Here is a 22,815-nt window from a genome sequence, read left to right on the forward strand (position 1 = left end):
AAGGACGATCCGTTGCGCCCCCACCTGCTCGGACTGCTGAAACCCCTCACAAGACGGCAGCAGCCCCGCACCCCCGCGCCCACCCCCACCTCCCCCCGTCGCCGCCCCCGCCCCGGCCCCGTCGCCGCCCTCGCGGCCGTCGTCACCGCCGGGCTGCTGCTTCCGCTCGCCGCAGCCTCCCCGTCGGCCGCCGCGCCGGCGTTCAACTACGGCGAGGCCCTGCAGAAGTCGCTCCTCTTCTACGAGGCCCAGCAGTCCGGCGAACTCCCGGACACCAACCGCGTCTCCTGGCGCGGCGACTCCGCGCTGAACGACGGCAAGGACGTCGGCCTGGATCTGACCGGTGGCTGGTTCGACGCCGGGGACCACGTCAAGTTCGGCCTTCCGATGGCCTATTCGGCGACCGTGCTGGCCTGGGGAGGTCTGGAGGAGCGGGCCGCCTACACCTCCGCGGGGCAGTGGACGTATCTCAAGAACAACCTGCGGTTCGTCAACGACTACTTCATCAAGGCCCACCCCTCGCCCAACGTCCTTTACGGGCAAGTCGGTCACGGCGGCCGGGACCACGCCTGGTGGGGGCCGGCCGAGGTGATGCCGATGGACCGGCCCGCCTACAAGATCGACGCCTCCTGCCCCGGCACCGACCTCGCCGGGCAGACCGCGGCGGCGATGGCGGCCTCCTCCATGGTGTTCGCCGACAGTGACGCGGCCTACGCGGACAAGCTGCTGACGCACGCCAAGCAGCTGTACACCTTCGCCGACACCTACCGCGGCGAGTACAGCGACTGCATCACCGACGCGCAGAGCTACTACAACTCCTGGAGCGGCTACCGGGACGAACTCGTGTGGGGCGCGATCTGGCTCCACAAGGCGACCGGTGACCCGGCCTATCTCGCCAAGGCCGAGAAGTACTACGACGATCTGTCCACCGAGCCGCAGACGTCCACCCGTTCCTACCGCTGGACCCTGTCCTGGGACGACAGTTCCTACGGCGCCTACGTCCTGCTCGCCCAGCTCACGGGCAAGCAGCGCTACATCGACGACGCCAACCGGTGGCTGGACTGGTGGACCACCGGGGTGAACGGCAACCGGGTGCGCTACTCGCCGGGCGGCCAGGCCGTGCTCGACAGCTGGGGCTCCCTGCGGTACGCCGCCAACACCGCCTTCGCCGCACTGGTCTACTCCGACTGGCTCACCGGCGACCCCGAACGCAAGACCCGCTACCACGACTTCGCCGTACGGCAGATCAACTACGCGCTCGGCGACAATCCGCGCAAGTCCAGCTACGTCGTCGGCTTCGGCGCCAACCCGCCGACCAAGCCGCACCACCGCACCGCCCACGGCTCGTGGACCGACCAGATCACCAGCCCCGCCGAAAGCCGGCACACCCTCTACGGCGCCCTCGTCGGCGGCCCGAGCGCCCCGGACGACGCCTACACCGACGACCGGCAGAACTACGTCAACAACGAGGTCGCCACCGACTACAACGCCGCCTTCACCGGGGCGCTCGCCCGCCTCTACGCCGAGTACGGCGGCACGCCGCTGGCGGACTTCCCCAAGCCCGAGCGGCCCGACGGCCCGGAGATGTCCGTGCAGGCGTCCGTGAACGCCGTGGGGAACGGCTTCACGGAGATCAAGGCATATCTGGTCAACAAGTCGGCCTGGCCGGCGCGTGCGCTGAACGACGCCTCGCTGCGCTACTACTTCACCCTGGAACCGGGCGTGAGCCCGAGCCAGATCAGCGTCACGACCAACTACAACCAGTGCGGGCCCGCCTCCGGACCGACCCAGTACCGGGGCAGCGTGTACTACGTCACCGTGGACTGCTCGCAGACGGTGATCGCGCCCGCGGGGCAGTCGGCGTACCGCAAGGAGGTGCAGTTCCGGATCAGTTCGACGGGGGCCTGGGATCCGTCCAACGACTGGTCCTACCGGGGCGTTCCGACCACGCCGGGCACCACGCCGGCGGACGCGCCGAACATCGTCCTGCTGGAGGGTTCCGAGCGGCAGTGGGGCAGCCTCCCCGACGGCAGCACCCCGGACCCGACGCCCACCCCGACCCCGGACCCGACTCCGACGCCCACCCCGGATCCGACGCCCACGCCGAGCCCGGCGGGGTCGTGCGAGGTGGCGTACACCGTCGGGTCGTCGTGGAACGGAGGTTTCACGGCCGAGGTGCGGGTACGCAACACCGGGTCGACGGCGATCCAGGGGTGGAAGCTCGGCTTCACCTTCAAGGGCGGCGAGCGGATCACCAACGCGTGGAACGCCACCGTCACCCAGTCCGGGACGGAGGTGACCGCCTCCAACGCCGGGCACAACGCGACGCTTTCGGCGGGCGGTTCGACAACGTTCGGCTTCCAGGCGAGCGGAAGCTCCGCCGGCGCGCCCTCGAACGTCACGCTCAACGGCCGTCATTGCACCTGACGAAACTTTCGGGAGCGCTCCCAACTCCCTGGCATATGCCAGGAGTTCAGGATCTTGAAGCCCTTACCCCCCTTGACCAGCCGCTTCGAAATCAGTTCGACACATTCGGTTCCGATGGGTTGTCAGGGGGCTGAGGACGCTCCTACAGTCCTCTCCGAACCAGTGGGTGGGAGCGCTCCCATCAGTGGGGAGTTGGGAGCGCTCCCGATTTTTCTGTCACCCGTTCCGGTTGTCCCTCTTGAGAGGCCCCCCGCATGCGACCGACACCGCACCTCCCCCGCACGGCACGCGCCCTGCTCGGCGCGCTCCTCACCGCTCTCGCCACCGTCGCGGCCCTCATGACCGCCGCGCCGGCGGCCCAGGCCGACACCCTGATCTGCGACCAGTTCGGGTCGACCACGATCCAGGGCCGTTACGTCGTCCAGAACAACCGCTGGGGCACCACCGCCACCCAGTGCGTCACCGCCACCGACACGGGCTTCCGGCTCACCACGGCCGACGGCTCCGTGCCCACCAACGGCGCCCCGAAGTCGTACCCCTCCATCTTCAACGGCTGCCACTACACCAACTGTTCGCCGGGCACCAACCTGCCGGCGCAGGTCAGCAACATCGCCAGCGCGCCCAGCAGCATCTCGTACGGCTACGTCAGCAACGCCGTCTACAACGCCTCGTACGACATCTGGCTCGACCCGACCCCCAAGAAGGACGGGGTGAACCGGACCGAGATCATGATCTGGTTCAACAAGGTCGGTTCGATCCAGCCGATCGGCTCCCAGGTGGGCACCGCCACCGTCGGCGGGCGCACCTGGCAGGTGTGGACCGGCAGCAACGGCTCCAACGACGTCATCTCCTTCGTCGCCCCCTCGGCGATCGCCAGCTGGAGCTTCGACGTCATGGACTTCGTGGACGAGACCGTCCGCCGCGGAATGGCCCAGAACAACTGGTACCTGACGAGCGTCCAGGCCGGCTTCGAGCCGTGGCAGAACGGCGCAGGGCTCGCGGTGAACTCCTTCTCGTCGTCCGTGAACCTCGGCGACCCCGGCGGCCCCGGTGAGGAGCCGAACCCGACGACGGCCTGCAAGGTGACCTACGGCACCAGCGTCTGGTCGGGCGGCTTCACCGCCAACGTCACCGTCGCCAACACCGGTACGACCGCCGTCGACAACTGGAAGCTCACCTTCACCCTGCCCTCCGGACAGCGGATCACCAGCGCCTGGAACGCGACCGTCTCGCCGTCCTCCGGCGCGGTGACGGCGACCCCGGTCGCCCACAACGCCCGGATCGCGGCCGGCGCCAGCCAGTCGTTCGGCTTCCAGGGCACCTACAGCGGTTCGTTCGCCCAGCCGAGCGGGTTCAGCCTCAACGGCACCCCCTGCTCGTGATCTGACCGGCACCACCGCACCCGCACGTTCCGGGACCCGCCCCCTCTTCTCCCTGCGCCGACAGGGGGGCGGGCCCCGGAACACCTCCCCCGCGCTCCCCAGCACCTCCGGCCGCACCCGGAAAGGCCCCGCTCATGAGCCCGAGCACCGCCCCACCCCGCCGCCGCGCGGTCGTCGCCGCGCTGTGCGCCGCCGTCCTCGGCGTCACCGGCCTGACCGCCGCCGCGCCGCCCGCCGAACAGCGGGCGTCCGCCGCCGCGCTGCCGTACCAGGACCCGTCGCTGCCCGTCGCGGACCGCGTCGCCGACCTGATGTCGCGCATGTCCCTCGACGACAAGCTCGGGCAGATGACCCAGGTCGAGAAGGACGCCCTGGTCCCGCAGTCGGACCTCGCGACCTACCGCATCGGCTCGGTGCTCTCCGGCGGCGACTCCACGGTCAGCCCCAACAACGCGCAGACCTGGGCCGACACCTACGACTCCCTGCAGCGCACCGCCCTCGGCACGCCGCTCGGCATCCCGATGATCTACGGCATCGACGCGGTGCACGGACACAACGCGGTGCGCGGCGCCACGATCTTCCCGCACAACATCGGACTCGGCGCCACCCGCGACCCGGAGCTGGTGCAGCGCATCGGCCGCGCGGTCGCCCTGGAGATGGCCGGCACCGGCATGGACTGGGACTTCGCGCCCTGCCTGTGCGTGGCCCGCGACGACCGCTGGGGCCGCACCTACGAGTCCTTCGGCGAGAAGCCCGAACTGCCCACCTCCATGGCCACGTTCGTCACCGGCCTGCAGGGGAGCACCCTCGGCGCCGACCCGGCCTCGGTGCTCGCCACCGCCAAGCACTACATCGGCGACGGCGGCACCACCGGCGGCGTCGACCAGGGCAACACCCAGCTCACCGAGGCCGAGCTGCGCGCCATCCACCTGCCCCCCTTCCGGGAGGCGGTGCGCCGCGGCGTGGGGTCCGTGATGCTGTCGTACAGCAGCTGGAACGGCGTCCGGTCGCACGCCCACAAGTACCTGGTCACGGACGTGCTCAAGGGCGAACTGAGCTTCACCGGGTTCGTCGTGTCCGACTGGGCCGCGGTCGACCAGCTCGACGGGCAGACCGGCTTCACGGGCGCCGAGATCACCACGGCCGTCAACGCGGGCGTCGACATGGTGATGATCCCGCACGACTACAAGAAGTTCCTCACCCTGCTGCGCGGCGAGGTGAACGCCGGGCGGATCACCCAGGCCCGCGTCGACGACGCCAACCGGCGCATCCTCACCAAGAAGTTCCAGCTCGGCCTGTTCGAACGGCCGTTGACGGACCGCTCCTACACCTCCACCGTCGGCTCCGCCGCACACCGGTCGCTCGCCCGGGAGGCCGTGCGCGAGTCGCAGGTGCTGCTGAAGAACGACGGCGGCGTCCTGCCGCTGGCAAAGAACGCCAAGCTGTTCGTCGCCGGCAAGTCCGCCGACGACATCGGCAACCAGAGCGGCGGCTGGACCGTGGGCTGGCAGGGCCGCAGCGGCCCCGTCACCGACGGCACCACCATCCTCCAGGGCATCCGCGCCGCGGCCACCGACCCCTCGCGGATCACCTACGACCGGTACGGCAACGGCATCGACGGCAGCTACACCGCCGCCGTCGCGGTGATCGGGGAGACGCCGTACGCCGAGATGCGCGGCGACCGGCCGAACGGCATGGGCCTGGACCAGGAGGACCTGAGCACCCTGGCCCGGCTCAAGGCGAGCGGCGTGCCCGTGGTCGTGGTCCTGGTCTCCGGCCGGCCGCTGGACATCGCCGCCCAACTGCCCGACTGGAAGGCCCTGCTGGCGGCCTGGCTGCCCGGCACCGAGGGCAACGGCGTCTCCGACGTGCTCTTCGGCGACCACGCCCCGACCGGCAAGCTGCCCATGACGTGGATGCGCAGCGCCTCCCAGCAGCCGATCAACGACGGCGACGGCAAGACCCCGCTGTTCCCCTTCGGACACGGACTGACCTACGGCGCCAACCCCGACCCGGACCCCGAGCCCGACCCGGACCCGGAGCCCGCGCCCAAGGCGTGCACCGCGCAGTTCAAGGTCGCCTCCGCCTGGAACGGCGGCTACCAGGCCGAGGTCACCGTCAAGAACACCGGCACCGGCCCGCTCACCGGCTGGAGCGTCGCCTGGGACCTGGGCGGTTCCACCATCAACAACCTCTGGAACGGCACGCTGACCGTCGCCTCCGGGCGCGCCACCGTCCGCAACGCCGCCCACAACGGCGCCCTGTCACCCGGCGCCTCCACCACGTTCGGCTTCACCGCGAACGGCTCGGCGGGCACGCCGGCCCCGCAGTGCACCGGCACCTGACGTACGACGGCGCCGGCCGGCGCACGAGCGCGGCTCACACCCGCACGACCGCGCCGGCCGATGCACGCGCACTCACAGACGTACGACCGCACCTCCTGACGTACGACCGCACCACCCGCACCCGTACAACCGAGGAGAGCACGATGACCGACCCGACCAGATCCGCCTCCGCGCGCCCGCGCCTGTCGCGTCGACGACGCCCGGCGGTCCTGGCCACCGCGCTGGCGACCCTGCTCCTGGGGGTCGCCGGACAGGTCGCGGGGCAGCCCGCGGCAGCGGCGGAGGCACATGTCGACAACCCGTTCGCCGGGGCCACGTTCTACGTGAACCCCGACTACGCGACCCGGGTGAACACCTCCATCGCGCAGACCACCGACGCCACCCTCAAGGCGAAGATGGAGACGGTCAAGAACTACCCCACGGCCGTCTGGCTGGACCGGATCGCCGCCATCCACGGCGGCGCCAACAACGACAACCGCAAGAGCCTTGCCGACCACCTCGACCTGGCCCTCGCGCAGAAGAAGCCCGGGCAGCCGATCACCGCCACCATCGTGGTCTACGACCTGCCCGGCCGCGACTGCGCGGCCCTGGCGTCCAACGGTGAACTGCCCCTCACCCAGGCCGGTCTCGACCGCTACAAGACCGAGTACATCGACGTCATCGCGAACGTCTTCAAGAACCCCAAGTACCAGGACATCCGCATCACCACGGTGATCGAGCCGGACGGCCTGCCCAACCTGGTCACCAACCTCTCCGACCCGGAGTGCGCCCAGGCCAAGAGCAGCGGCCTGTACGTCAAGGCCGTCCAGTACGCCCTGGACAAGCTGCACGCGATCCCGAACGTCTACACGTACCTGGACTTCGCCCACTCCGGCTGGCTCGGCTGGGAGAACAACCTCACCCAGACCGTGCAGCTGTACACGGACGTCGCCAAGGGCACCATCGCCGGCACCAACAGCGTCGACGGCCTGATCACCAACGTCTCCAACTACACGCCGCTCGACGAGCCCTTCCTGACCAACCCCGACAAGACGGTCGGCGGCACCATGGTCAAGGGCGGCAAGTACTACGAGTGGAACCCCAACTTCGACGAGGCCGACTTCACCAGGAACGTGCACCGCGCGCTGGTCGCGCAGGGCTGGTCCGCCAACACCGGCATGGTGATCGACACCTCCCGCAACGGATGGGGCGGCGCCGGCCGGCCCACCGCCGAGTCGACCAGCACCAACGTCGACACCTACGTCGCCGAGTCCAAGGTCGACCGGCGTGCGCACCGGGGTCTGTGGTGCAACGTGAACGGCGCCGGCATCGGCCAGCCCCCGCAGGCCGCCCCGGCCGGCTACACGCACCTCGACGCCTTCCTGTGGGTCAAGCCGCCGGGGGAGTCCGACGGTGCGAGCGAGGACATCCCGAACAACGAGGGCAAGCGCCAGGACCCGATGTGCGACCCGGACTACACCGCGCCCAGCGCCGGTAACAGCAAGACGGGCGCCATGCCCGACGCGCCGCTGGCCGGGCACTGGTTCCACAACCAGTTCTCGATGCTGGTCCGCAACGCCAACCCGGCCGTGCCCACCGACGGCGGCGGCGGCCCCGGCGACGACACCACCGCCCCGACCGCGCCGACCGGCCTGACCGCCACCGCGAAGACGGCGACCAGCGTCTCGCTCTCCTGGACCGCCTCCACCGACGACCGCGGCGTGAGCGGCTACGACGTCTACCGCAACGGCACCAAGGTCAACACGACGCCGGTCAGCGGCACCACGTACACGGACACCGGCCTGACCGCCTCCACCGCCTACAGCTACACCGTCCGCGCCCGGGACGCCGCGGGCAACGTCTCCGCGGCCTCCGCCGCGCTGAGCGTCACCACCGAGGCGGGCGGCGGCGGTCCCGACCCGACGGGCGGCGTCGCGGTCCGCTACAAGAACAACGACGCCTCCGCCACCGACAACGCGATCCGTCCCGGCCTGCGCATCGCCAACACCGGCACCGCCGCGCTGGACCTGACCAAGGTGACGGCCCGCTACTACTTCACCCGTGACGGCGGTTCGACCGACGTCCGCGCCTTCTGCGACTACGCGGCCGTCGGGTGCGCCAACGTCAAGCTCCGGGTCGTCCCGCTGAGCACGCCGGTGGCCGGCGCGGACGCCTACCTCGAGGTCGGGTTCTCCGCCGGCTCGCTCGCCGCCGGGCGGGACAGCGGCGACATCCAGCTGCGCATGGCCAAGTCCGACTGGTCGGCCTTCAACGAGGTCAACGACTACAGCCGTACGACCGCCACGGCCTACGCCGACGCCCCGGCGATCCCCGCCTACCTGGGCACCACGCTCGCCTGGGGCGCTCCGCCCGCCTGATCCGCACCCGCCCTCCCCAGATCCCCCCGCCCGTCCGGAGGAGTCCTCCCCGGACGGGCGGGGGCTCCAACAACCGACGGACACGACCGACTGTGAGCCGCAAGGAGACAGGTAACACCCGGCAGGAAAGCCCAAAGCCCCACACAGCACAGGAGACACCACAATGGCTCGACCCAAGAAGAGACTGATATCGCTGGCGGCGGTCTTCGCGACGCTGCTCGGCGGCATCGGTCTGGCCCTGCTGGGCCAGGGCAACGCGCAGGCGCACGGCGTGACGATGATGCCCGGCTCGCGGACCTACCTCTGCTACCTGGACGCCAAGACCACCACCGGGTCCATGGACCCGACCAACCCGGCGTGCAAGGCCGCCCTCGCCGAGAGCGGCGCGACCTCGCTGTACAACTGGTTCGCGGTGCTCGACTCCAACGCGGGCGGGCGCGGCCCGGGTTACGTGCCGGACGGCAAGCTGTGCAGCGCGGGCGACCGGTCGCCGTACAACTTCACCGGGTACAACGCCGCTCGCGCGGACTGGCCGAAGACGCACCTGACCGCCGGCAAGACGATCCGGATCCGGCACAGCAACTGGGCCGCGCACCCGGGCTCGTTCAAGGTGTACATCTCCAAGCCCGGTTACTCGCCGACCTCCCCGCTGGGCTGGGGTGACCTGGAGCTGATCCAGACCGTCACCAACCCGCCCCAGTCCGGCTCGGTCGGCTCGGACGGCGGCCACTACTACTGGGACCTGACGCTGCCCTCGGGTCGCTCGGGCAACGCCATGATGTTCATCCAGTGGGTGCGGTCGGACAGCCAGGAGAACTTCTTCTCCTGCTCCGACATCGTCTTCGACGGCGGCAACGGCGAGGTCACCGGCATCCGCGGCTCGGGCAGCACTCCGACCCCGACCCCGGACCCGACCACTCCCACCCCGGACCCCACCCCGGACCCGACGCCGGACCCGCACACCGGGTGCATGGCCGTCTACAACGTGACCAACTCCTGGAACGGCGGTTTCCAGGGCTCCGTCCAGGTCATGAACCACAGCACGACGGCACGCAACGGCTGGGCCGTGGCGTGGAAGCCGGGCACGGGCACAAAGATCAGCAGTGTCTGGAACGGCTCGCTGAGCACCGCCTCGGACGGAACGGTCACGGTCAAGAACGTCGACCACAACCGGACCATCGCACCGGAAGGCAGCACCACCTTCGGCTTCACGGCCACGTCGACCGGTAACAACTTCCCGGCCGGCACGATCGACTGCGTCAACCCGTAGTCGACTGCGTCAACTCGTGGTCGCACTGCGGCAATCCGTAGTCGTACCGGGCAGCGCCGGCTTCCGCACCTCGGGAAGCCGGCGCTGTCGTGCGTCCGGGTGGTCAGGCGCCGTCGGCGGGCGGCCGCTCGGCGGGGCCGTTCACCGGCAGGGCGGCGCCCGTGGGGCCGAGGACGAACAGCGGGACGCCCGGGGCGTCGGCGCGGACGCGGGCAGCGTCGGTATGGCCGGCGACCGAGAAACACACGCAGGCCTCCGCCCGCGCCGTCGCCGCCGGCCACAGGCACTCCACGTCCCGCTCCGTCACCGGCTCGGCCGGCGGCTCCACCCCGGCCGGCGGACCCGGCGCGGTGAGCCCGGCGCCGGCGGGCCGGTGCCCCTCGGCGCGGCGGATGTCCCGGTGGCCGGGCCGGTGCAGATGCGCCGCGGCGGCGATGACCGCGTCGAGCGCGGTGAGCACGCGGGCGGCGCTCTCCTCGGGACCGGACGCCGTCCCCCGCCGCGCGACCGCGATGCTCAGCACCGTGCCGCAGGGCGTGCCGGCGTCATGGAGCGGCCGTCGGTCGCCGTGGGCGGCGGGCGCCGTCAGTCGCCGGCGTCCCCGCCCCCGGAGTACGGGTTGCGGCCCGTGTGCCTGAGCAGCCCTCGGTCGGCGACCTCCACCCGGCGGATGAGCCCGGCGCGCAGCGCGAAGCGCGGGACGACCGCACGCAGTCCGGCCTCGCCGTGCAAGGCCACGGCGAGCAGTTTGGCATGATCGGTCAGCCCTCGCCCGCTCCGCGGCACGGGCAGCCCCCGCCGCAGGTCCCGCAGCCGGAGGCGGGCGGTGCGGGTGGGGCCGAGGAACGGGTAGCGCAGCAGCCCGGCCTCCGCGAGCGGGACGCGCATCAGGGCGACGGCCAGGCGGACGTCCGGGCGCTTCGCCAACTCGCGCAAGGTACAGGGCTGTTGTTCGAGCGAGGCATGGACCGCGGCTTCCAGCGGCGGGAGCTCCACGGCGTCCGAGACGGGCGGGTGGAGGAAGCCCGCCGGGCCGGCCACCATCATGCCCTTCAGGTGCAGGGCCACCACGGCGACGGTGACGGCGGCGCGCGGCCCGCCCCGCAGCAGTGCGATCTCGTGCGGCCGCAGCCGGATCGCCGGCCCGTCGTCCATGGCGTCACCCCCGTGCGCGGGGCCCGCCGCCCCCGTGCCGGCGGGCCCCGCATGACCAGGATGTGCCCGCTCGGGGGGCTGCCTGAAGCCTCACGACACCGGTTCAGAGGTTCATTTGAGGGTGCCGTACGCCGGCTACGACCGCTGGTGTAGCCGGGGAGGACCCGCCAGGGGTCGTGCGCGTCCGGAACCGGGCGTTAGGTTGAGCGGGTGCGACTCAGAGTGGAATTCACGACCGAGCCCTTCGATCTCGACGAGGCGCCCCCGCACGCCCTGGTCGCCCGTGAGGTCATCGGCGCGGCCGAGCTGGACGCGGTGGACGTCGGGCCGTTCGGGAACACCGTCGAAGGAGGCGCCGACGCGGTGCTCGGCGCCGTGGACGCCCTGTTGCGCAGGACCCTCGAAGCCGGGGCGACGCGGATCTCGTTCCAGGTCAACGTGGTCGGAGAGGCCGAGTGACCGGCGCCGGCGACGAGCCGTTCGTCGCGGCGGTGAAACCCCTGGTCGACGCCATGGGCGGGGAGATGCTCCCACCCGACGAAGCCGGGCCAGACGACGTCGTGCTCGCCTGGGAGGGCGTCGACGTCGTCGCCGTACGGCTGCCGCAGCTGGCCGACTCCCTCGATCACATCCTCGCCGCCATGGAGCGCAAGCGCGGCAAACCGCTGGCCGAGCTGGACCGCAAGGCCAAGCAGGAGGTCGTACGGGTGCTGGAGGCGCGCGGCGCCTTCTCGGTGCGGCACGGTGTGGAGACCGTGGCGAGCGCGCTCGGGGTCAGCCGCTTCACCGTCTACAACTACCTCAACCGGGAGAAGGGCGCCTGAGCCCCGGGGCGTCGGCCGTCACCCGTCCGGCCGGCGTAACGCCGAATTTTCAACAAACTGTTGACCTCCTCTGTGCGGAGGGCGTTAGCTGTCGGCACGCCCGTTCAGCACGACGGCCGTTCGCGGCCACGGAGGCTTCCGTGACGTCCACCCCCATGCCGCCGGGTCTGGCCCGGCTCAACGACCTGGAGGAGCGCGCGGCCCTCGCCGCGCTCCACGAGGTCTGCGCCGCCGCTGCCTGGGCGCGGCGGCTGCTGGCCGCCCGCCCCTACGCCACACCCCAGGACCTCTACGCCGCCGGCGACGCCGCCACGGCCGCGCTGACCGACGGGGACCTCGCGGAGGCGATGGCCGGGCACCCGCCGATCGGCCGCCCCACGCCCGGCGACCCGGCCTCGGCCCGCGAACAGCGCGGCATGTCCGGCGCCTCCGCGGAGCTGAGGGAGCAGATGCTGGAACTGAATCTGGCCTACCAGGAGAAGTTCGGCCATGTCTTCCTGATCTGCGCCACCGGCCGCACCGCCGAGGAGATGCGGGACGCGGCCAGGGAACGGCTCGGCAACACGCCGGAGCGGGAACGCGAGATCGTCCGCACCGAACTGGGCAGGATCAACCGCATCCGCCTGGCCCGACTCGTCGAGGACGCCCGACCATGAACACCAGCAACTTGGCCACCCCCGCCTCCGTGTCCACGCACATCCTGGACACCAGCGCCGGCCGCCCCGCCGAGGGCGTCGCCGTCCACCTCGCCGCCCGCCCGGGGCGGGACGCGGACTGGACGGCGCTCGGCGGATCCACCACCGACGCGGACGGACGGTGCACGGACCTGCCGGCCCTGCCGGAGGGAACCACCCAGGTGCGGCTCGACTTCGCGGTCGAGCCCTACTTCGAGAAGAAGCGAGCCGGGGCGCAGCACGACGCCCCCGCGAACCGGGACGGCGGCCGTGCCGTGTTCTTCCCCGAGGTGGCGATCACGTTCGCCGTCCAGCCGGGCGAGCACTATCACGTGCCGCTGCTGCTCAACCCGTTCGGCTACTCCGTATACCGAGGGAGCTAGCTAGAGAATGCCCACGATCCTGGCCCAGAACCAGTACGGCAAGGCCGAGAACCGAGTCGTCAAGATCACGCGGGACGGCGCCGTCCACCACATCAAGGACCTGAACGTCTCCGTGTCGCTCAGCGGCGACATGGACGAGGTCCACTACACCGGCTCCAACGCCAACGTCCTGCCGACCGACACCATGAAGAACACGGTGTACGCGTTCGCCAAGGAGCACGGCATCGAGTCCGCCGAGCAGTTCGGCATCCACCTCGCCCGCCACTTCGTCACCTCCCAGGAGCCTATCCACCGCGCCCGGATCCGCATCGAGGAGTACGCCTGGGAGCGGATCGAGACCCCCGCCACCGGCGGGAAGAAGCACTCGTTCGTCCGCGGCGGCAAGGAGACCCGCCTGACCCGGATCACCTTCGACGGCTCGTCGTGGGAGGTGATCTCCGGACTGAAGGACCTGGTCGTGATGAACTCGACCGACTCCGAGTTCCGGGGCTACGCCAAGGACGAGTACACGACCCTCCCGGAGGCCCACGACCGCATCCTGGCCACCCAGGTCACCGGCCGCTGGCGGTTCAACTGGACCGACGACGCCCAACAGGCGCCCGACTGGGACGAGTCGTACGCGCGGACCAGGCGGCACCTGCTGGAGGCCTTCGCCGAGACGTACTCGCTCTCGCTCCAGCAGACGCTGTACCGGATGGGCGCGCGGATCATCGAGAACCGGGACGAGATCGACGAGGTCCGCTTCTCCCTGCCGAACAAGCACCACTTCCTGGTGGACCTGGAGCCGTTCGGGCTGACGAACGACAACGAGGTGTACTTCGCCGCCGACCGCCCCTACGGGCTGATCGAGGCGACCGTCCTGCGCGACGGCTGCCAGGCGCGGATTCCGGTGGACCTCACCCATCTCTGAGACGTTCCTCCCCACGTCCCGAGGGATCCGCCGAAGCCCCAGAGCGAAAAGGACGACCATGGCAGCACCCTCCGCCTCCGCGCCACCGCAGCGCACTGTCATCGAGAACTGCGCGATCGCCACCGTCGACGCCCACGACACCGAGCACGCCCGCGGCCATCTGGTCCTCGCCGGCGACCGCGTCGAGACGCTCGGCCCCGGCCCGGCCCCCCGCGACCTGCGGAACGTGACGCGGCGCATCGACGCCTCGGGCCACCTCGCCACCCCCGGCCTGGTCAACACCCACCACCACTTCTACCAGTGGATCACCCGCGGCCTGGCCACCGACCACAACCTCTTCGACTGGCTCGTCGCCCTCTACCCGACCTGGGCGCGCATCGACGAGCCGATGGTGTACGCGGCGGCCCAGGGCTCGCTCGCGATGATGGCCCGCGGCGGCGTCACCACCGCCATGGACCACCACTACGTCTTCCCGCGCGGCACCGGCGACCTGTCCGGCGCGATCATCCGCGCCGCCCGCGAGACGGGAGTCCGCCTCACCCTCGCCCGCGGCTCCATGGACCGCGGCGAGAAGGACGGCGGCCTGCCCCCGGACTTCGCCGTCGAGACCCTGGAGGGCGCGCTGGCCGCCACCGAGGAGACGATACGCGCCCACCACGACGCCTCCTTCGGGGCCATGACCCAGGTCGCCGTGGCCCCCTGCTCGCCCTTCTCCGTCTCCACCGCACTGCTGCGCGAGGGCGCGGAGCTGGCCCGCCGGCTCGGCGTGCGGCTGCACACCCACGGCTCGGAGACGGTGGAGGAGGAGAAGTTCTGCCACGAGCTGTTCGGGATGGGTCCGACCGACTACTTCGAGTCCACCGGCTGGCTCGGCGACGACGTGTGGATGGCCCACTGCGTCCACATGAACGACTCCGACATCGCCGCGTTCGCCCGGACGCGGACCGGCGTCGCCCACTGCCCCTCCTCCAACGCCCGCCTCGCCGCCGGCATCGCCCGCGTCCCCGACATGCTGCGCGCCGGCGTCCCCGTCGGCCTCGGCGTCGACGGCACCGCCTCCAACGAGTCCGGCGAACTCCACACCGAACTGCGCAACGCCCTGCTCGTCAACCGCCTCGGCCCGCACCGCGAGGCGGCCCTGACCGCCCGGCAGGCACTGCGGCTCGGCACCCACGGCGGCGCCCAGGTCCTCGGCCGGGCCCACGAGATCGGCTCGCTGGAGCCCGGCAAGCTGGCCGACCTGGTGCTGTGGCGGATGGACACCCTCGCCCACGCCTCCATCGCCGACCCGGTGACCGCGCTGGTCCTCGGCGCGGCGGCCCCGGTCACCGCATCGTTCGTGGGCGGGCGCCAGATCGTCGCCGACGGCCGGCTGTTGACGGTCGACGAGGAGGCGATCGCCCGCTCGACCCGCGCCGAGGCACGGCGGCTGGCGGGGATCGCCGGGCACTGAGCGGGTTTCCGCCGGGTGCGGGTACCCCGTGTCCGGGTACGCCGCGTACGGGTCCGCCGGGTGCGGATACGGCGTACTCGGGTCCGGCGGGCGCGCGGATACGTCGTGTGCGGTACGCCGCGTCCGCCCACGCCGTGTCCGCGGCCCGGTCCGATCCCCGGCAGCCGTCAGAGACCGAACAGCTCCGGCTTCGTCGCCAGCTTCCTGAAGCGCTCCCGCGGGTCCGCCACCAGGCGGCGCTCCGCGAGGTCGAGCAGGCCGCCGACCGCGCTCACCTCGGCGGCGACCGTGCCGTCCGTCCTGCGGATGGTCTGCTCGATGCGGAACGTCTTGCCGTCGCCCCACTCGAAGGCGCACGTCACGTCGACCTCGTCGCCGGCGAGGAGTTCGCGCCGGTAGCGGATCGTCGTCTCCAGAGCGACCGGGCCGATGCCCGTGCCGGTCAGGCCCGCCTGGGTGATGCCGGCGGCCTGGAGCAGCGACCAGCGGGCGTGCTCGGCGTAGTTGAGGTACACGGCCTGGTTCAGATGGCCCTGTACGTCGGTCTCGTAACCCCGCACGGTGACCCGGACGGAAAACGGCTCGCTCACGGCTTCCCCTGTTTCTCGGCGAGAATCGGTGTCCTGTGCACCGATCCTGGCACGCCGCTCACACCCGGCGCGGGGAAGCCAGCAGATAGCGCGTCCTGCTGCGGGGATCGGTGTGCTCGCCGACCTGCCAGCCGGCCTCCTCCAGGGTCGCGGCACAGGCTCGCAGCGATCCGTCGTCCGGTCCGTGCACCGCGACGGCGTCCGGCTGCGGGGTGGCGCGGACGCGGTAGCCGTCGGCGCCGGGACCGGCGGGAGGGTGCCCGGCCGCCTCCAGGGCGAGCGCGGCGGCCCGCACCAGATGCGTGCGCTCCCAGCCGCACGGCCGGTCGACGGCCCCGTCGGGGTTGGTCATGCGGCGCAGCTCCAGCAGGCCCTGCCAGGCGCTGTTCACCTCGCGGGTACGGGCCGGGCCCGACGGCGGGGGGTCGTCCTCGCCGCCGACGCGGGCGGCGAACACGCCGCCGGAGGATTGGGGCGGGGGCGGCGCGGCGGGCGGGGGCGCCTGCGGCGGGGTCTCGCGCAGGCGGTGCCCCGCCGGCGTGAGGAAGTGGTCGTGCGGCGGTCTGGGGTGACGGAAGGCCAGCCCGCGCCGCACCAGCGCCGCGAGCTGTGCCTGAGTGCCCTTAAGCCGCCCGGTGACGGGATCGGCGGCGTCGATGACACGCCGCTGCGCGGCGGTCGGCGGTCGGGTCACGGCGTGCTCCTTCCCGGTGCGGACGGCCCTGGCGGGACCGTCTGCCGGAAGGCTACGACGTGGGTCTGACATTCCACGCCGCGACGACCGGCCGGGCGTGCTCGGCGCCCAGCCGGCTCACCGTGCCCGTCGCCAGCTGGAACAGCGCCCCGGACGACGGCGGCAGCCCGAGCCACCGGGCGGTCAGCACGCGCAGGAAGTGCCCGTGGGCCACCAGGACCACGCACCCCTCGGTGTTGGCGAGCGCGGCGTGCGCCTTGGCCAGCATCCGGTCGGCCCGCTCCCCGACCTGCTCGGGGGACTCGCCCGGACGCTCCGGCGGCCCGGCCTCGACCCCGTCCGTGAACAGGAACCAGTCCGGCCGGGTGCGGTGGATCTCGACGGTCGTGACGCCCTCGTAGGCGCCGTAGTCCCACTCGTGCAGATCCGCGTCGATCTGCACGTCCTCGGTCAGACCGATCAGCTCGGCGGTCTCCCGCGCCCGCTGCGACGGGCTGACGAACGCGGCCCCGATCCGGTGCGAGCGGATCAGCGGCGCCAGCCGGCGCGCCTCCTGACGGCCGCGCTCGGTGAGCGGGACGTCGGTCAGACCGGTGTGCCGACCGGAGCGGGACCACTCGGTCTCGCCGTGCCGGACCAGAAAGAGATCACCCATGCGGCACAGGCTATGCGCACGGCGGGGGCTACTGGCGGTAGCCGCCCAGGAAGCGCGCGATCCGTCCGATGGCCGTCTCCAGGGTGTCCGCGTGCGGCAGTGTGAGGATGCGGAAGTGGTCGGGCGTCGGCCAGTTGAAGCCGGTGCCCTGGACGACCTGGATCTTCTCCCGCAGCAGCAGGTCGAGGACGAACTTCTCGTCGTCGTGGATGCGGTGCACCTTGGGGTCCAGGCGCGGGAAGGCGTACAGCGCGCCCTTGGGCTTCACGCACGACACGCCGGGGATCTCGTTCAGCTTCTCCCACGCCACGTCGCGCTGCTCGTGCAGCCGGCCACCGGGCGCGGTCAGCTCCCGGATGGACTGCCGGCCGCCCAGCGCCGCCTGGATGGCGTACTGCGCGGGGGCGTTGGCGCACAGCCGCATGGAGGCCAGCATCGTCAGGCCCTCCAGGTAGTTCTTCGCGTGCTGCCTGGGACCGGTGACCACCAGCCAGCCGGAGCGGAAGCCGGCCACGCGGTACGTCTTGGACAGTCCGCAGAAGGTGAGGACCACCAGATCGGGGGCGAGCGCCGCGGCCGAGTGGTGCACGGCGTCGTCGTACAGGATCTGGTCGTAGATCTCGTCGGCGAAGACCATCAGTCCGTGCCGCCGGGCCAGGTCGAGGATGCCCTCGACGACCTCCTTCGGATAGACCGCGCCCGTCGGGTTGTTGGGGTTGATGAGGACGACGGCCCGGGTGCGGTCGGTGATCTTCGACGCCATGTCGTCCAGGTCCGGGTACCAGTCGGCCCGCTCGTCGCACAGGTAGTGCACGGCCTTGCCGCCGGCGAGGGTCGTCACCGCCGTCCACAGGGGGAAGTCCGGGGCGGGGATCAGCACTTCGTCGCCGTCCTCCAGCAGCGCCTGCACGGCCATGGAGACCAGCTCGGAGACGCCGTTGCCGAGGAACACGTCGTCGACGTCGACCTCCAGGCCCAGGGTCTGGTAGCGCTGGGCGACCGCGCGGCGGGCGGAGAGCACCCCGCGCGAGTCGGTGTAGCCGTGCGCCCGCGGCAGCATCCGGATCATGTCCTGGACGATCTCCTCCGGCGCCTCGAAGCCGAAGAGGGCCGGGTTGCCGGTGTTCAGGCGCAGCACGCTGTGCCCCGCCTCCTCCAGGGCGTTGGCGTGCTCGATCACCGGGCCGCGGATCTCGTAACAGACCTCGCTGAGCTTGCTCGACTGCCGGAACTCCATGCGCCCCTCCGGTATCTGGTGTTGCTTGGTTTTACCAAGTACCTGCTTGGAAAGTCCAACGACATGTCTAGACTGCGTCGCATGCCACCTCGCCGAAGCTACGACCAGTACTGCTCCGCGGCCCGCGCCCTCGACGCGGTCGGCGACCGCTGGACGCTGCTGATCGTCCGCGAACTCCTCGCCGGCCCCCGCCGCTACACCGACCTGCACGCGGACCTGCCCGGCGTCAGCACGGACGTCCTCGCCTCCCGGCTGAAGGACATGGAACGCGACGGCCTGTCCACCCGCCGCCGGCTTCCGCCGCCCGGGGCGGCCTACGTCTACGAACTCACCTCACGCGGGCGCGAGTTGCTGCCCGTGCTGCAGGCGCTGGGGGAGTGGGGGCGCTCCGAGCTGGGCGAGCGGCGGCCCACCGACGCGCTGCGCGCCCACTGGTTCGCGCTGCCGCTGCTGCGCCTGCTGGAAGGCGAGGGGCTGGTCGAAGTGCGCCTGGACGAGGGGGACTTCCATCTGTACGTCGGCGCGCAGGACGGTCCCGTGTACGGCGCCGGCCCCGCCCCGGCCGAGCCCGACGCCCGGCTCGTGCTGGACACCGGCGCCGTCACGGCCGTCGCGAGCGGGGAGTTGAGCCTGGCCGAGGCGGTGCGCGCGGGGCGGGTCACGGTGACCGGCGACGGGACGGTGGCCAAGGCGCTGCGGGAGGCATGAGGAGGGCCCGGCGCGAACCCACGCCGGGCCCTGCCACCCACCGGCGGCTCAGGCGGCCGGCGGGACCCTCGGCGGGCGTCCCGAGCCGCGGGTCAGCGCGTAACCGCCGACGCCCGCGAGCGCGGCCAGCACGCCCCCGGCCGCCGTCCACACCCAGCGGTCGGACCACCAGCCCGACGTCCAGCCGTCCTCCGGCTCGATGCCGGAGAGCACGGCCTCCTCGGACGCGTCACCGGACTCGTCCTCCTGCGCCGTGACGGCGATCCCCGGCACCAGCGGCTCGGCGAGCGAGCCGTCGACCGCCGCCCGGCCGCCGATGTCCTCGGCCTCCACCCGCACCTCGGCGCCCACCGGAAGGCCCCGGTCGGCCGTGGCCAGCTCCACCACCGTCAGCCGGACGTAGTACGTGCCCGGCAGCGGGTCGTTCGCCCACGGCTCGGACCAGGCCCGCACCGTGCGCAGGACGCAGGCCAGTTCGACCGAGGACGCGTCCGGGGCGGCGGTGCGGGTCTGGGCGCCGTACCGGCAGGCCTGGCGGCGGCGCAGGCCGTCGTACACGTCGACCTGCCAGGTCTGCGCCGCGTGCGCCTGCGGCAGCTTCACCGTCGCCCGGACGGTGGGACGCCGGCCGGCGTCGGCCGCGAACGACCAGTACAGGTAGTCGCCGGCGGAGGCGTCCGCGGTGGCCGTCCGCCCCTCCTCGACCTCGGCCGCCGTACGGAACGACGTGCCCGCCTCCGTCGGCCCCGCGCCGTCCGCGGAGGCGCCCGGGGACGGGCTGGAGTCGGCGGCGGCCGGGGACGCCGAGGACACCGACAGGCCCAGCGCCAGCAGCGCGGCCGCGCCCCATGCTCGTACGGTCCCCATCAGCCTGCCCTCCACACCGCGACGCGCCAGCGGGACAGCCAGCCCCACAGCAGACCGGCGAGGAAGCCGGTCAGGACCAGTACGCCGAGCAGCCACCAGCCGCGGCCCAGGCCGAACGAGGCCACGTCCCCCGCGTCCGACGGTCCGTCGACCACGTCGACGGTCAGCTCCAGCGGCAGACCCGGGGTCGTCCTGACGCCCGGGGCGGCGGAGAACGAGCCGGTCACCTGGAGACAGACGGTCTCGGCGGCCGGCTTGTCGCTGTCGTCGTCGTCCCGCTCGGGCTTCGGGTAGCGCAGCCCGGTGGAGAGCACGTCCGTGCGGCCGTGGCCGGCGGCCTCGCCGCGCACGATCTCCCGGCCGCGCACGGTGACCGCGCGCAGCAGCACACCGTAGTCGGGGTTCACCGCCCGGTCCGCCGCCAGGCTCACCGAGGCGCGCAGCTCCTGGCCGGCCAGGACGTCCACCCGGTACCAGCGCTGCTGCCCGAACTCCGCGCGGTCGGTGTACAGGCCCGACTTCAGCGCCGGCGCCTCGGGGCAGGAGTCCGCGCCCTCGACGGCGACCGGGGTGACCACCGGATCGGCCGCGCGCTCCACCAACTGGTTGACGCGGTCGGTGAGTTCGTCGGTGTGCTCGACGGAGGTGTACGTGCCGCCGGTGGCCTCCGCGATGCAGCTGAGCTGCTGCCGCATCCTCGTGCTGGGCACCAGGCCGAGGGTGTCGATGGTCAGTCCGATGCCCTTGGCGGCGATCTCGCGGGCGACCTCGCACGGGTCGAGCGGGGCGCAGGTGTCCTCGCCGTCGCTGATCAGCACGATGCGCTTGGAGCCGGTGCCGCCGTCGAGGTCGTCGGCCGCCTCCAGCAGCGCCGGGCCGATCGGGGTCCAGCCGGTCGGCGCCAGGGTGGCCACCGCCGCCTTCGCCTCGGTGCGGTCCAGCGGGCCCACCGGGTAGAGCTGCGCGGTGTCCTCGCAGCCCTTCTTGCGGTCGTCGCCGGGGTAGTCGGCGCCCAGCGTGCGGATGCCGAGCTGCACGTCCTCGGGGGTGGCGTCCAGAACCTCGTTGAACGCCTGCCTCGCCGCCGCCATCCGCGACTGCCCGTCGATGTCCCGCGCCCGCATCGAACCGCTGACGTCCAGGACCAGGTTCACCTTCGGCGCGGTGGCCGTGGTCTCGTCGGCGAGCGCCGGGGCCGGGAGCGCGATCCCGGCCGCCAGCGCGGCGAGCAGGACGAATGCCCCTGCCGCCCGCCGTTTTCTTGTGATCATCGGCGGATCCTATTGACCTGGGTCGTGGCGCACCAAAACGCGGGCCCGGGCCCCCGCGGCTCAGCGCATCGGCCGGGGCAGCTCGGTCCACTGGTCCCCGGGCGTCCGCGGCGACAACCGCATCAGCGTCAACGCCTTCGCGGGCAGCGGCTCTTCGCGCAGCGCCGTGAGATCGGGCGTGCGCGGCAGATCCCGTACGGCGCTCTCCAGCGCCGCCCCCAGCGCCGGCCCCGACCCGGCGACACCGGCCAGCGCGCCCGCGACCAGCGAGCCGAACAGCTTGCGGCGCAGGGCCGTCACGTCGTCGGTGAGGATCCGCGCCGGCAGCTCCGGCAGCGGGACGCCGTGCCGCGCGAGCCGCTTCGGGCCGACCCGGATGTCGGCCAGGTCGCGGTAGACCAGCCGCAGCGGGGCGCCGTCCTGCGCCAGCACCACCAGCAGGTTCTGCCCGTGCGCCTCCAGCGCCACCCCCAGCTCCAGCAGCCGCAGCCCCACGGTGAGCGCCAGCCGCGCGAAGTCGCCGAGCCACTGAGGGGAGTCCGCCAGGCCGGTCGCCGCCAGGGCCGCCACCGGCAGCACCCGTTCCCCCGGCGCCGCGTACCGCTGGGGCGACTCCCGCAGCACCGCCGCGAGGTCCGGGGTCCCGTCCGTCACCGCGCCCAGCGTCCGGGTGACGTGCAGCAGCCCGTCCGTGCGCCCCGCCAACTCCTCGCCCAGCGACGACAGTCGCATGGACGCGGTCACCGACCCGACCGAGATGTCCCGCACCGAGGACGTCAACCGGGCGCTCAGCGCGGTCTTGACGTGCCCGAGGCCGTCCACCGCCAGCGTCCGCAGCGACATCAGCGGATGCCCGTCGAGCACCGGCTCGCCCGGCCGCTTCAGCACATGCGCCGCCTGCCAGGGGTGCACCGGCACCAGCACCCGCCCCGCCTCCCGCAGCTGCGCGGGCCACGCGCCCACCACCCGGCACGCCTCCCCCGGCACCGGTACCGCGCCGAGCCCCACCAGCGGCCGGTGCTCGGGCGCGTACGCCAGCTGCTCGGCCACCGAGAAACCCGGCCGGGACCGGCAGTTGGGGTGGAACGGATGCCCGTCCACCACTCGCTGCTCCCACTCCCAGTCCACCGCCGGCCACTCTTCCGGGTGAGCCGGTTGCGCGGCGCGGGACAGCGCCAACGAGGCGGTGCCGTGGTCCAGTTCCGCGGCGAAGCCCGCACCGTGCGGCACGGCGAGGTCCGCCATCAGCCGGGCCGGACGGTCGTACACCTCCCGGTCGAGCCGTACGGCGGTGACGTACGCGTCCGTCCGGTACGGGTCCGGGACCGGGCCGCGCAGCCGGCGGCCGTCGCGCAGCAGCAGTGTGACGCCGTCCCGGTCCCGGACGCGGCCCGCCAGCCAGGGCAGCGGCTCGTGGGCGAGCGCCCGCCACAGCCGGGTCAGCACGGCCGCGCGCGCCCCGGGCAGTTCGGCCGCGTACCGGGCGGCGAGGTCCGGGCGGACGGCGGCCAGCTCGCCGGCGGTCTCGGCCTCGGCGGTCGGGGGACGGTGCACGGGCGGTTCCTCCGTACGGGTAGGGGACGGGCGCGCGGTCCCGGCGGGCGACGACGACC

The 22,815-nt window shown here is 72.5% G+C and carries 21 protein-coding genes; 12 read left to right on the forward strand and 9 right to left on the reverse strand.

Translation table 11 applies throughout. The features are described 5' to 3' along the window. Positions 1-12 precede the first annotated feature (12 nt). The 5 genes from ACZ6KF_RS05765 (at position 13) to ACZ6KF_RS05785 (ending at position 9,781) form a co-directional block, all read left to right on the forward strand. Positions 13-2,427 (forward strand): glycoside hydrolase family 9 protein, encoded by a 2,415-nt coding sequence (locus ACZ6KF_RS05765; RefSeq protein WP_469237438.1) that lies wholly within the window; start codon positions 13-15, stop codon positions 2,425-2,427. A gap of 254 nt (positions 2,428-2,681) precedes the next feature. Then, a complete protein-coding gene (locus ACZ6KF_RS05770; protein ID WP_356627796.1) occupies positions 2,682-3,809 on the forward strand; it encodes a glycoside hydrolase family 12 protein in 1,128 nt (375 codons plus the stop codon). 134 nt (positions 3,810-3,943) lie between these two features. After that, positions 3,944-6,154 carry a glycoside hydrolase family 3 N-terminal domain-containing protein gene (locus ACZ6KF_RS05775; RefSeq protein WP_469237440.1) on the forward strand — a complete coding sequence of 737 codons (2,211 nt, stop codon included), beginning with the start codon at positions 3,944-3,946 and terminating at the stop codon, positions 6,152-6,154. A gap of 143 nt (positions 6,155-6,297) precedes the next feature. After that, positions 6,298-8,511, forward strand: a complete 2,214-nt coding sequence (locus ACZ6KF_RS05780) for a glycoside hydrolase family 6 protein (RefSeq protein WP_469237442.1) — start codon at positions 6,298-6,300, stop codon at positions 8,509-8,511. Between the two features lie 163 nt (positions 8,512-8,674). After that, complete coding sequence (locus tag ACZ6KF_RS05785) at positions 8,675-9,781, forward strand: lytic polysaccharide monooxygenase (RefSeq protein ID WP_356627799.1); 1,107 nt, start codon at positions 8,675-8,677, stop codon at positions 9,779-9,781. 103 nt (positions 9,782-9,884) lie between these two features. Here ACZ6KF_RS05785 and ACZ6KF_RS05790 read toward each other — a convergent pair whose 3' ends face one another. Then, entirely contained in the window at positions 9,885-10,304 is a 420-nt protein-coding gene (locus ACZ6KF_RS05790; RefSeq protein ID WP_469237444.1) for a hypothetical protein, read from the reverse strand. Between the two features lie 62 nt (positions 10,305-10,366). Beyond that, positions 10,367-10,936, reverse strand: coding sequence for a TIGR04222 domain-containing membrane protein (locus tag ACZ6KF_RS05795; protein WP_469237446.1), 570 nt, complete (start codon positions 10,934-10,936; stop codon positions 10,367-10,369). Between the two features lie 210 nt (positions 10,937-11,146). On the opposite strand from ACZ6KF_RS05795, the gene ACZ6KF_RS05800 reads away from it, so the two are divergent. The 6 genes from ACZ6KF_RS05800 to ACZ6KF_RS05825 all read left to right on the forward strand — a co-directional run bounded on the left by ACZ6KF_RS05800 (position 11,147) and on the right by ACZ6KF_RS05825 (position 15,180). Beyond that, positions 11,147-11,395: a hypothetical protein gene (locus tag ACZ6KF_RS05800; protein WP_356627802.1), complete on the forward strand. Its 249-nt coding sequence runs from the start codon at positions 11,147-11,149 to the stop codon at positions 11,393-11,395. Continuing rightward, complete coding sequence (locus tag ACZ6KF_RS05805; protein WP_356627803.1) at positions 11,392-11,760, forward strand: helix-turn-helix domain-containing protein; 369 nt, start codon at positions 11,392-11,394, stop codon at positions 11,758-11,760. Before ACZ6KF_RS05800 ends, ACZ6KF_RS05805 begins: the two co-directional genes overlap by 4 nt. 140 nt (positions 11,761-11,900) lie before the next feature. Beyond that, a complete protein-coding gene (gene uraD, locus ACZ6KF_RS05810; protein ID WP_469175802.1) occupies positions 11,901-12,416 on the forward strand; it encodes a 2-oxo-4-hydroxy-4-carboxy-5-ureidoimidazoline decarboxylase in 516 nt (171 codons plus the stop codon). After that, positions 12,413-12,817, forward strand: a complete 405-nt coding sequence (uraH, locus tag ACZ6KF_RS05815; RefSeq protein ID WP_469158210.1) for a hydroxyisourate hydrolase — start codon at positions 12,413-12,415, stop codon at positions 12,815-12,817. The genes uraD and uraH overlap by 4 nt, the downstream gene beginning before the upstream one ends. 7 nt (positions 12,818-12,824) lie before the next feature. Beyond that, entirely contained in the window at positions 12,825-13,727 is a 903-nt protein-coding gene (gene pucL, locus ACZ6KF_RS05820; RefSeq protein ID WP_469237448.1) for a factor-independent urate hydroxylase, read from the forward strand. A 58-nt stretch (positions 13,728-13,785) separates the two neighbouring features. Next, on the forward strand, positions 13,786-15,180 hold the full coding sequence (locus ACZ6KF_RS05825) for an 8-oxoguanine deaminase (protein ID WP_469237450.1): 1,395 nt from the start codon (positions 13,786-13,788) through the stop codon (positions 15,178-15,180). 167 nt (positions 15,181-15,347) lie between these two features. Here ACZ6KF_RS05825 and ACZ6KF_RS05830 read toward each other — a convergent pair whose 3' ends face one another. The 4 genes from ACZ6KF_RS05830 to ACZ6KF_RS05845 are packed head-to-tail and all read right to left on the reverse strand — an operon-like array spanning position 15,348 to position 18,356. After that, positions 15,348-15,770 (reverse strand): acyl-CoA thioesterase, encoded by a 423-nt coding sequence (locus ACZ6KF_RS05830; protein WP_356627808.1) that lies wholly within the window; start codon positions 15,768-15,770, stop codon positions 15,348-15,350. Between the two features lie 58 nt (positions 15,771-15,828). Further along, positions 15,829-16,464: a hypothetical protein gene (locus ACZ6KF_RS05835; RefSeq protein ID WP_356627809.1), complete on the reverse strand. Its 636-nt coding sequence runs from the start codon at positions 16,462-16,464 to the stop codon at positions 15,829-15,831. A 52-nt stretch (positions 16,465-16,516) separates the two neighbouring features. After that, a complete protein-coding gene (locus tag ACZ6KF_RS05840; RefSeq protein ID WP_356627810.1) occupies positions 16,517-17,119 on the reverse strand; it encodes a histidine phosphatase family protein in 603 nt (200 codons plus the stop codon). Positions 17,120-17,147: 28 nt separating this feature from the next. Then, positions 17,148-18,356, reverse strand: a complete 1,209-nt coding sequence (locus ACZ6KF_RS05845) for a pyridoxal phosphate-dependent aminotransferase (protein WP_356627811.1) — start codon at positions 18,354-18,356, stop codon at positions 17,148-17,150. 81 nt (positions 18,357-18,437) lie between these two features. Here ACZ6KF_RS05845 and ACZ6KF_RS05850 point away from each other — a divergent pair, with 81 nt between their 5' ends. Next, positions 18,438-19,064 (forward strand): winged helix-turn-helix transcriptional regulator, encoded by a 627-nt coding sequence (locus tag ACZ6KF_RS05850; protein WP_356627812.1) that lies wholly within the window; start codon positions 18,438-18,440, stop codon positions 19,062-19,064. Between the two features lie 48 nt (positions 19,065-19,112). Here the strand turns inward: ACZ6KF_RS05850 and ACZ6KF_RS05855 are convergent, their stop codons facing one another. The 3 genes from ACZ6KF_RS05855 to ACZ6KF_RS05865 are packed head-to-tail and all read right to left on the reverse strand — an operon-like array spanning position 19,113 to position 22,756. Continuing rightward, on the reverse strand, positions 19,113-19,931 hold the full coding sequence (locus ACZ6KF_RS05855) for a hypothetical protein (protein ID WP_469237452.1): 819 nt from the start codon (positions 19,929-19,931) through the stop codon (positions 19,113-19,115). After that, entirely contained in the window at positions 19,931-21,202 is a 1,272-nt protein-coding gene (locus tag ACZ6KF_RS05860; protein ID WP_469237454.1) for a VWA domain-containing protein, read from the reverse strand. Before ACZ6KF_RS05860 ends, ACZ6KF_RS05855 begins: the two co-directional genes overlap by 1 nt. Positions 21,203-21,262: 60 nt before the next feature. Then, positions 21,263-22,756 carry an IucA/IucC family protein gene (locus tag ACZ6KF_RS05865; RefSeq protein ID WP_356627815.1) on the reverse strand — a complete coding sequence of 498 codons (1,494 nt, stop codon included), beginning with the start codon at positions 22,754-22,756 and terminating at the stop codon, positions 21,263-21,265. Between the last annotated feature and the right edge of the window lie 59 nt (positions 22,757-22,815).

The sequence above is a fragment of the Streptomyces sp. NPDC046379 genome, from assembly GCF_055587785.1.

Excerpts from the sequence above, each read along its gene's own strand:
- ACZ6KF_RS05825 (WP_469237450.1), top strand. The coding sequence starts at position 13,786 with ATGGCAGCACCCTCCGCCTCCGCGCCACCGCAGCGCACTGTCATCGAG.
- ACZ6KF_RS05840 (WP_356627810.1), bottom strand. The coding sequence starts at position 17,119 with ATGGGTGATCTCTTTCTGGTCCGGCACGGCGAGACCGAGTGGTCCCGC.
- ACZ6KF_RS05770 (WP_356627796.1), top strand. The coding sequence starts at position 2,682 with ATGCGACCGACACCGCACCTCCCCCGCACGGCACGCGCCCTGCTCGGC.
- ACZ6KF_RS05855 (WP_469237452.1), bottom strand. The coding sequence starts at position 19,931 with ATGGGGACCGTACGAGCATGGGGCGCGGCCGCGCTGCTGGCGCTGGGC.
- ACZ6KF_RS05850 (WP_356627812.1), top strand. The coding sequence starts at position 18,438 with ATGCCACCTCGCCGAAGCTACGACCAGTACTGCTCCGCGGCCCGCGCC.
- pucL (WP_469237448.1), top strand. The coding sequence starts at position 12,825 with ATGCCCACGATCCTGGCCCAGAACCAGTACGGCAAGGCCGAGAACCGA.
- uraH (WP_469158210.1), top strand. The coding sequence starts at position 12,413 with ATGAACACCAGCAACTTGGCCACCCCCGCCTCCGTGTCCACGCACATC.
- ACZ6KF_RS05845 (WP_356627811.1), bottom strand. The coding sequence starts at position 18,356 with ATGGAGTTCCGGCAGTCGAGCAAGCTCAGCGAGGTCTGTTACGAGATC.
- ACZ6KF_RS05780 (WP_469237442.1), top strand. The coding sequence starts at position 6,298 with ATGACCGACCCGACCAGATCCGCCTCCGCGCGCCCGCGCCTGTCGCGT.
- ACZ6KF_RS05785 (WP_356627799.1), top strand. The coding sequence starts at position 8,675 with ATGGCTCGACCCAAGAAGAGACTGATATCGCTGGCGGCGGTCTTCGCG.
- ACZ6KF_RS05860 (WP_469237454.1), bottom strand. The coding sequence starts at position 21,202 with ATGATCACAAGAAAACGGCGGGCGGCAGGGGCATTCGTCCTGCTCGCC.
- ACZ6KF_RS05795 (WP_469237446.1), bottom strand. The coding sequence starts at position 10,936 with ATGGACGACGGGCCGGCGATCCGGCTGCGGCCGCACGAGATCGCACTG.
- ACZ6KF_RS05775 (WP_469237440.1), top strand. The coding sequence starts at position 3,944 with ATGAGCCCGAGCACCGCCCCACCCCGCCGCCGCGCGGTCGTCGCCGCG.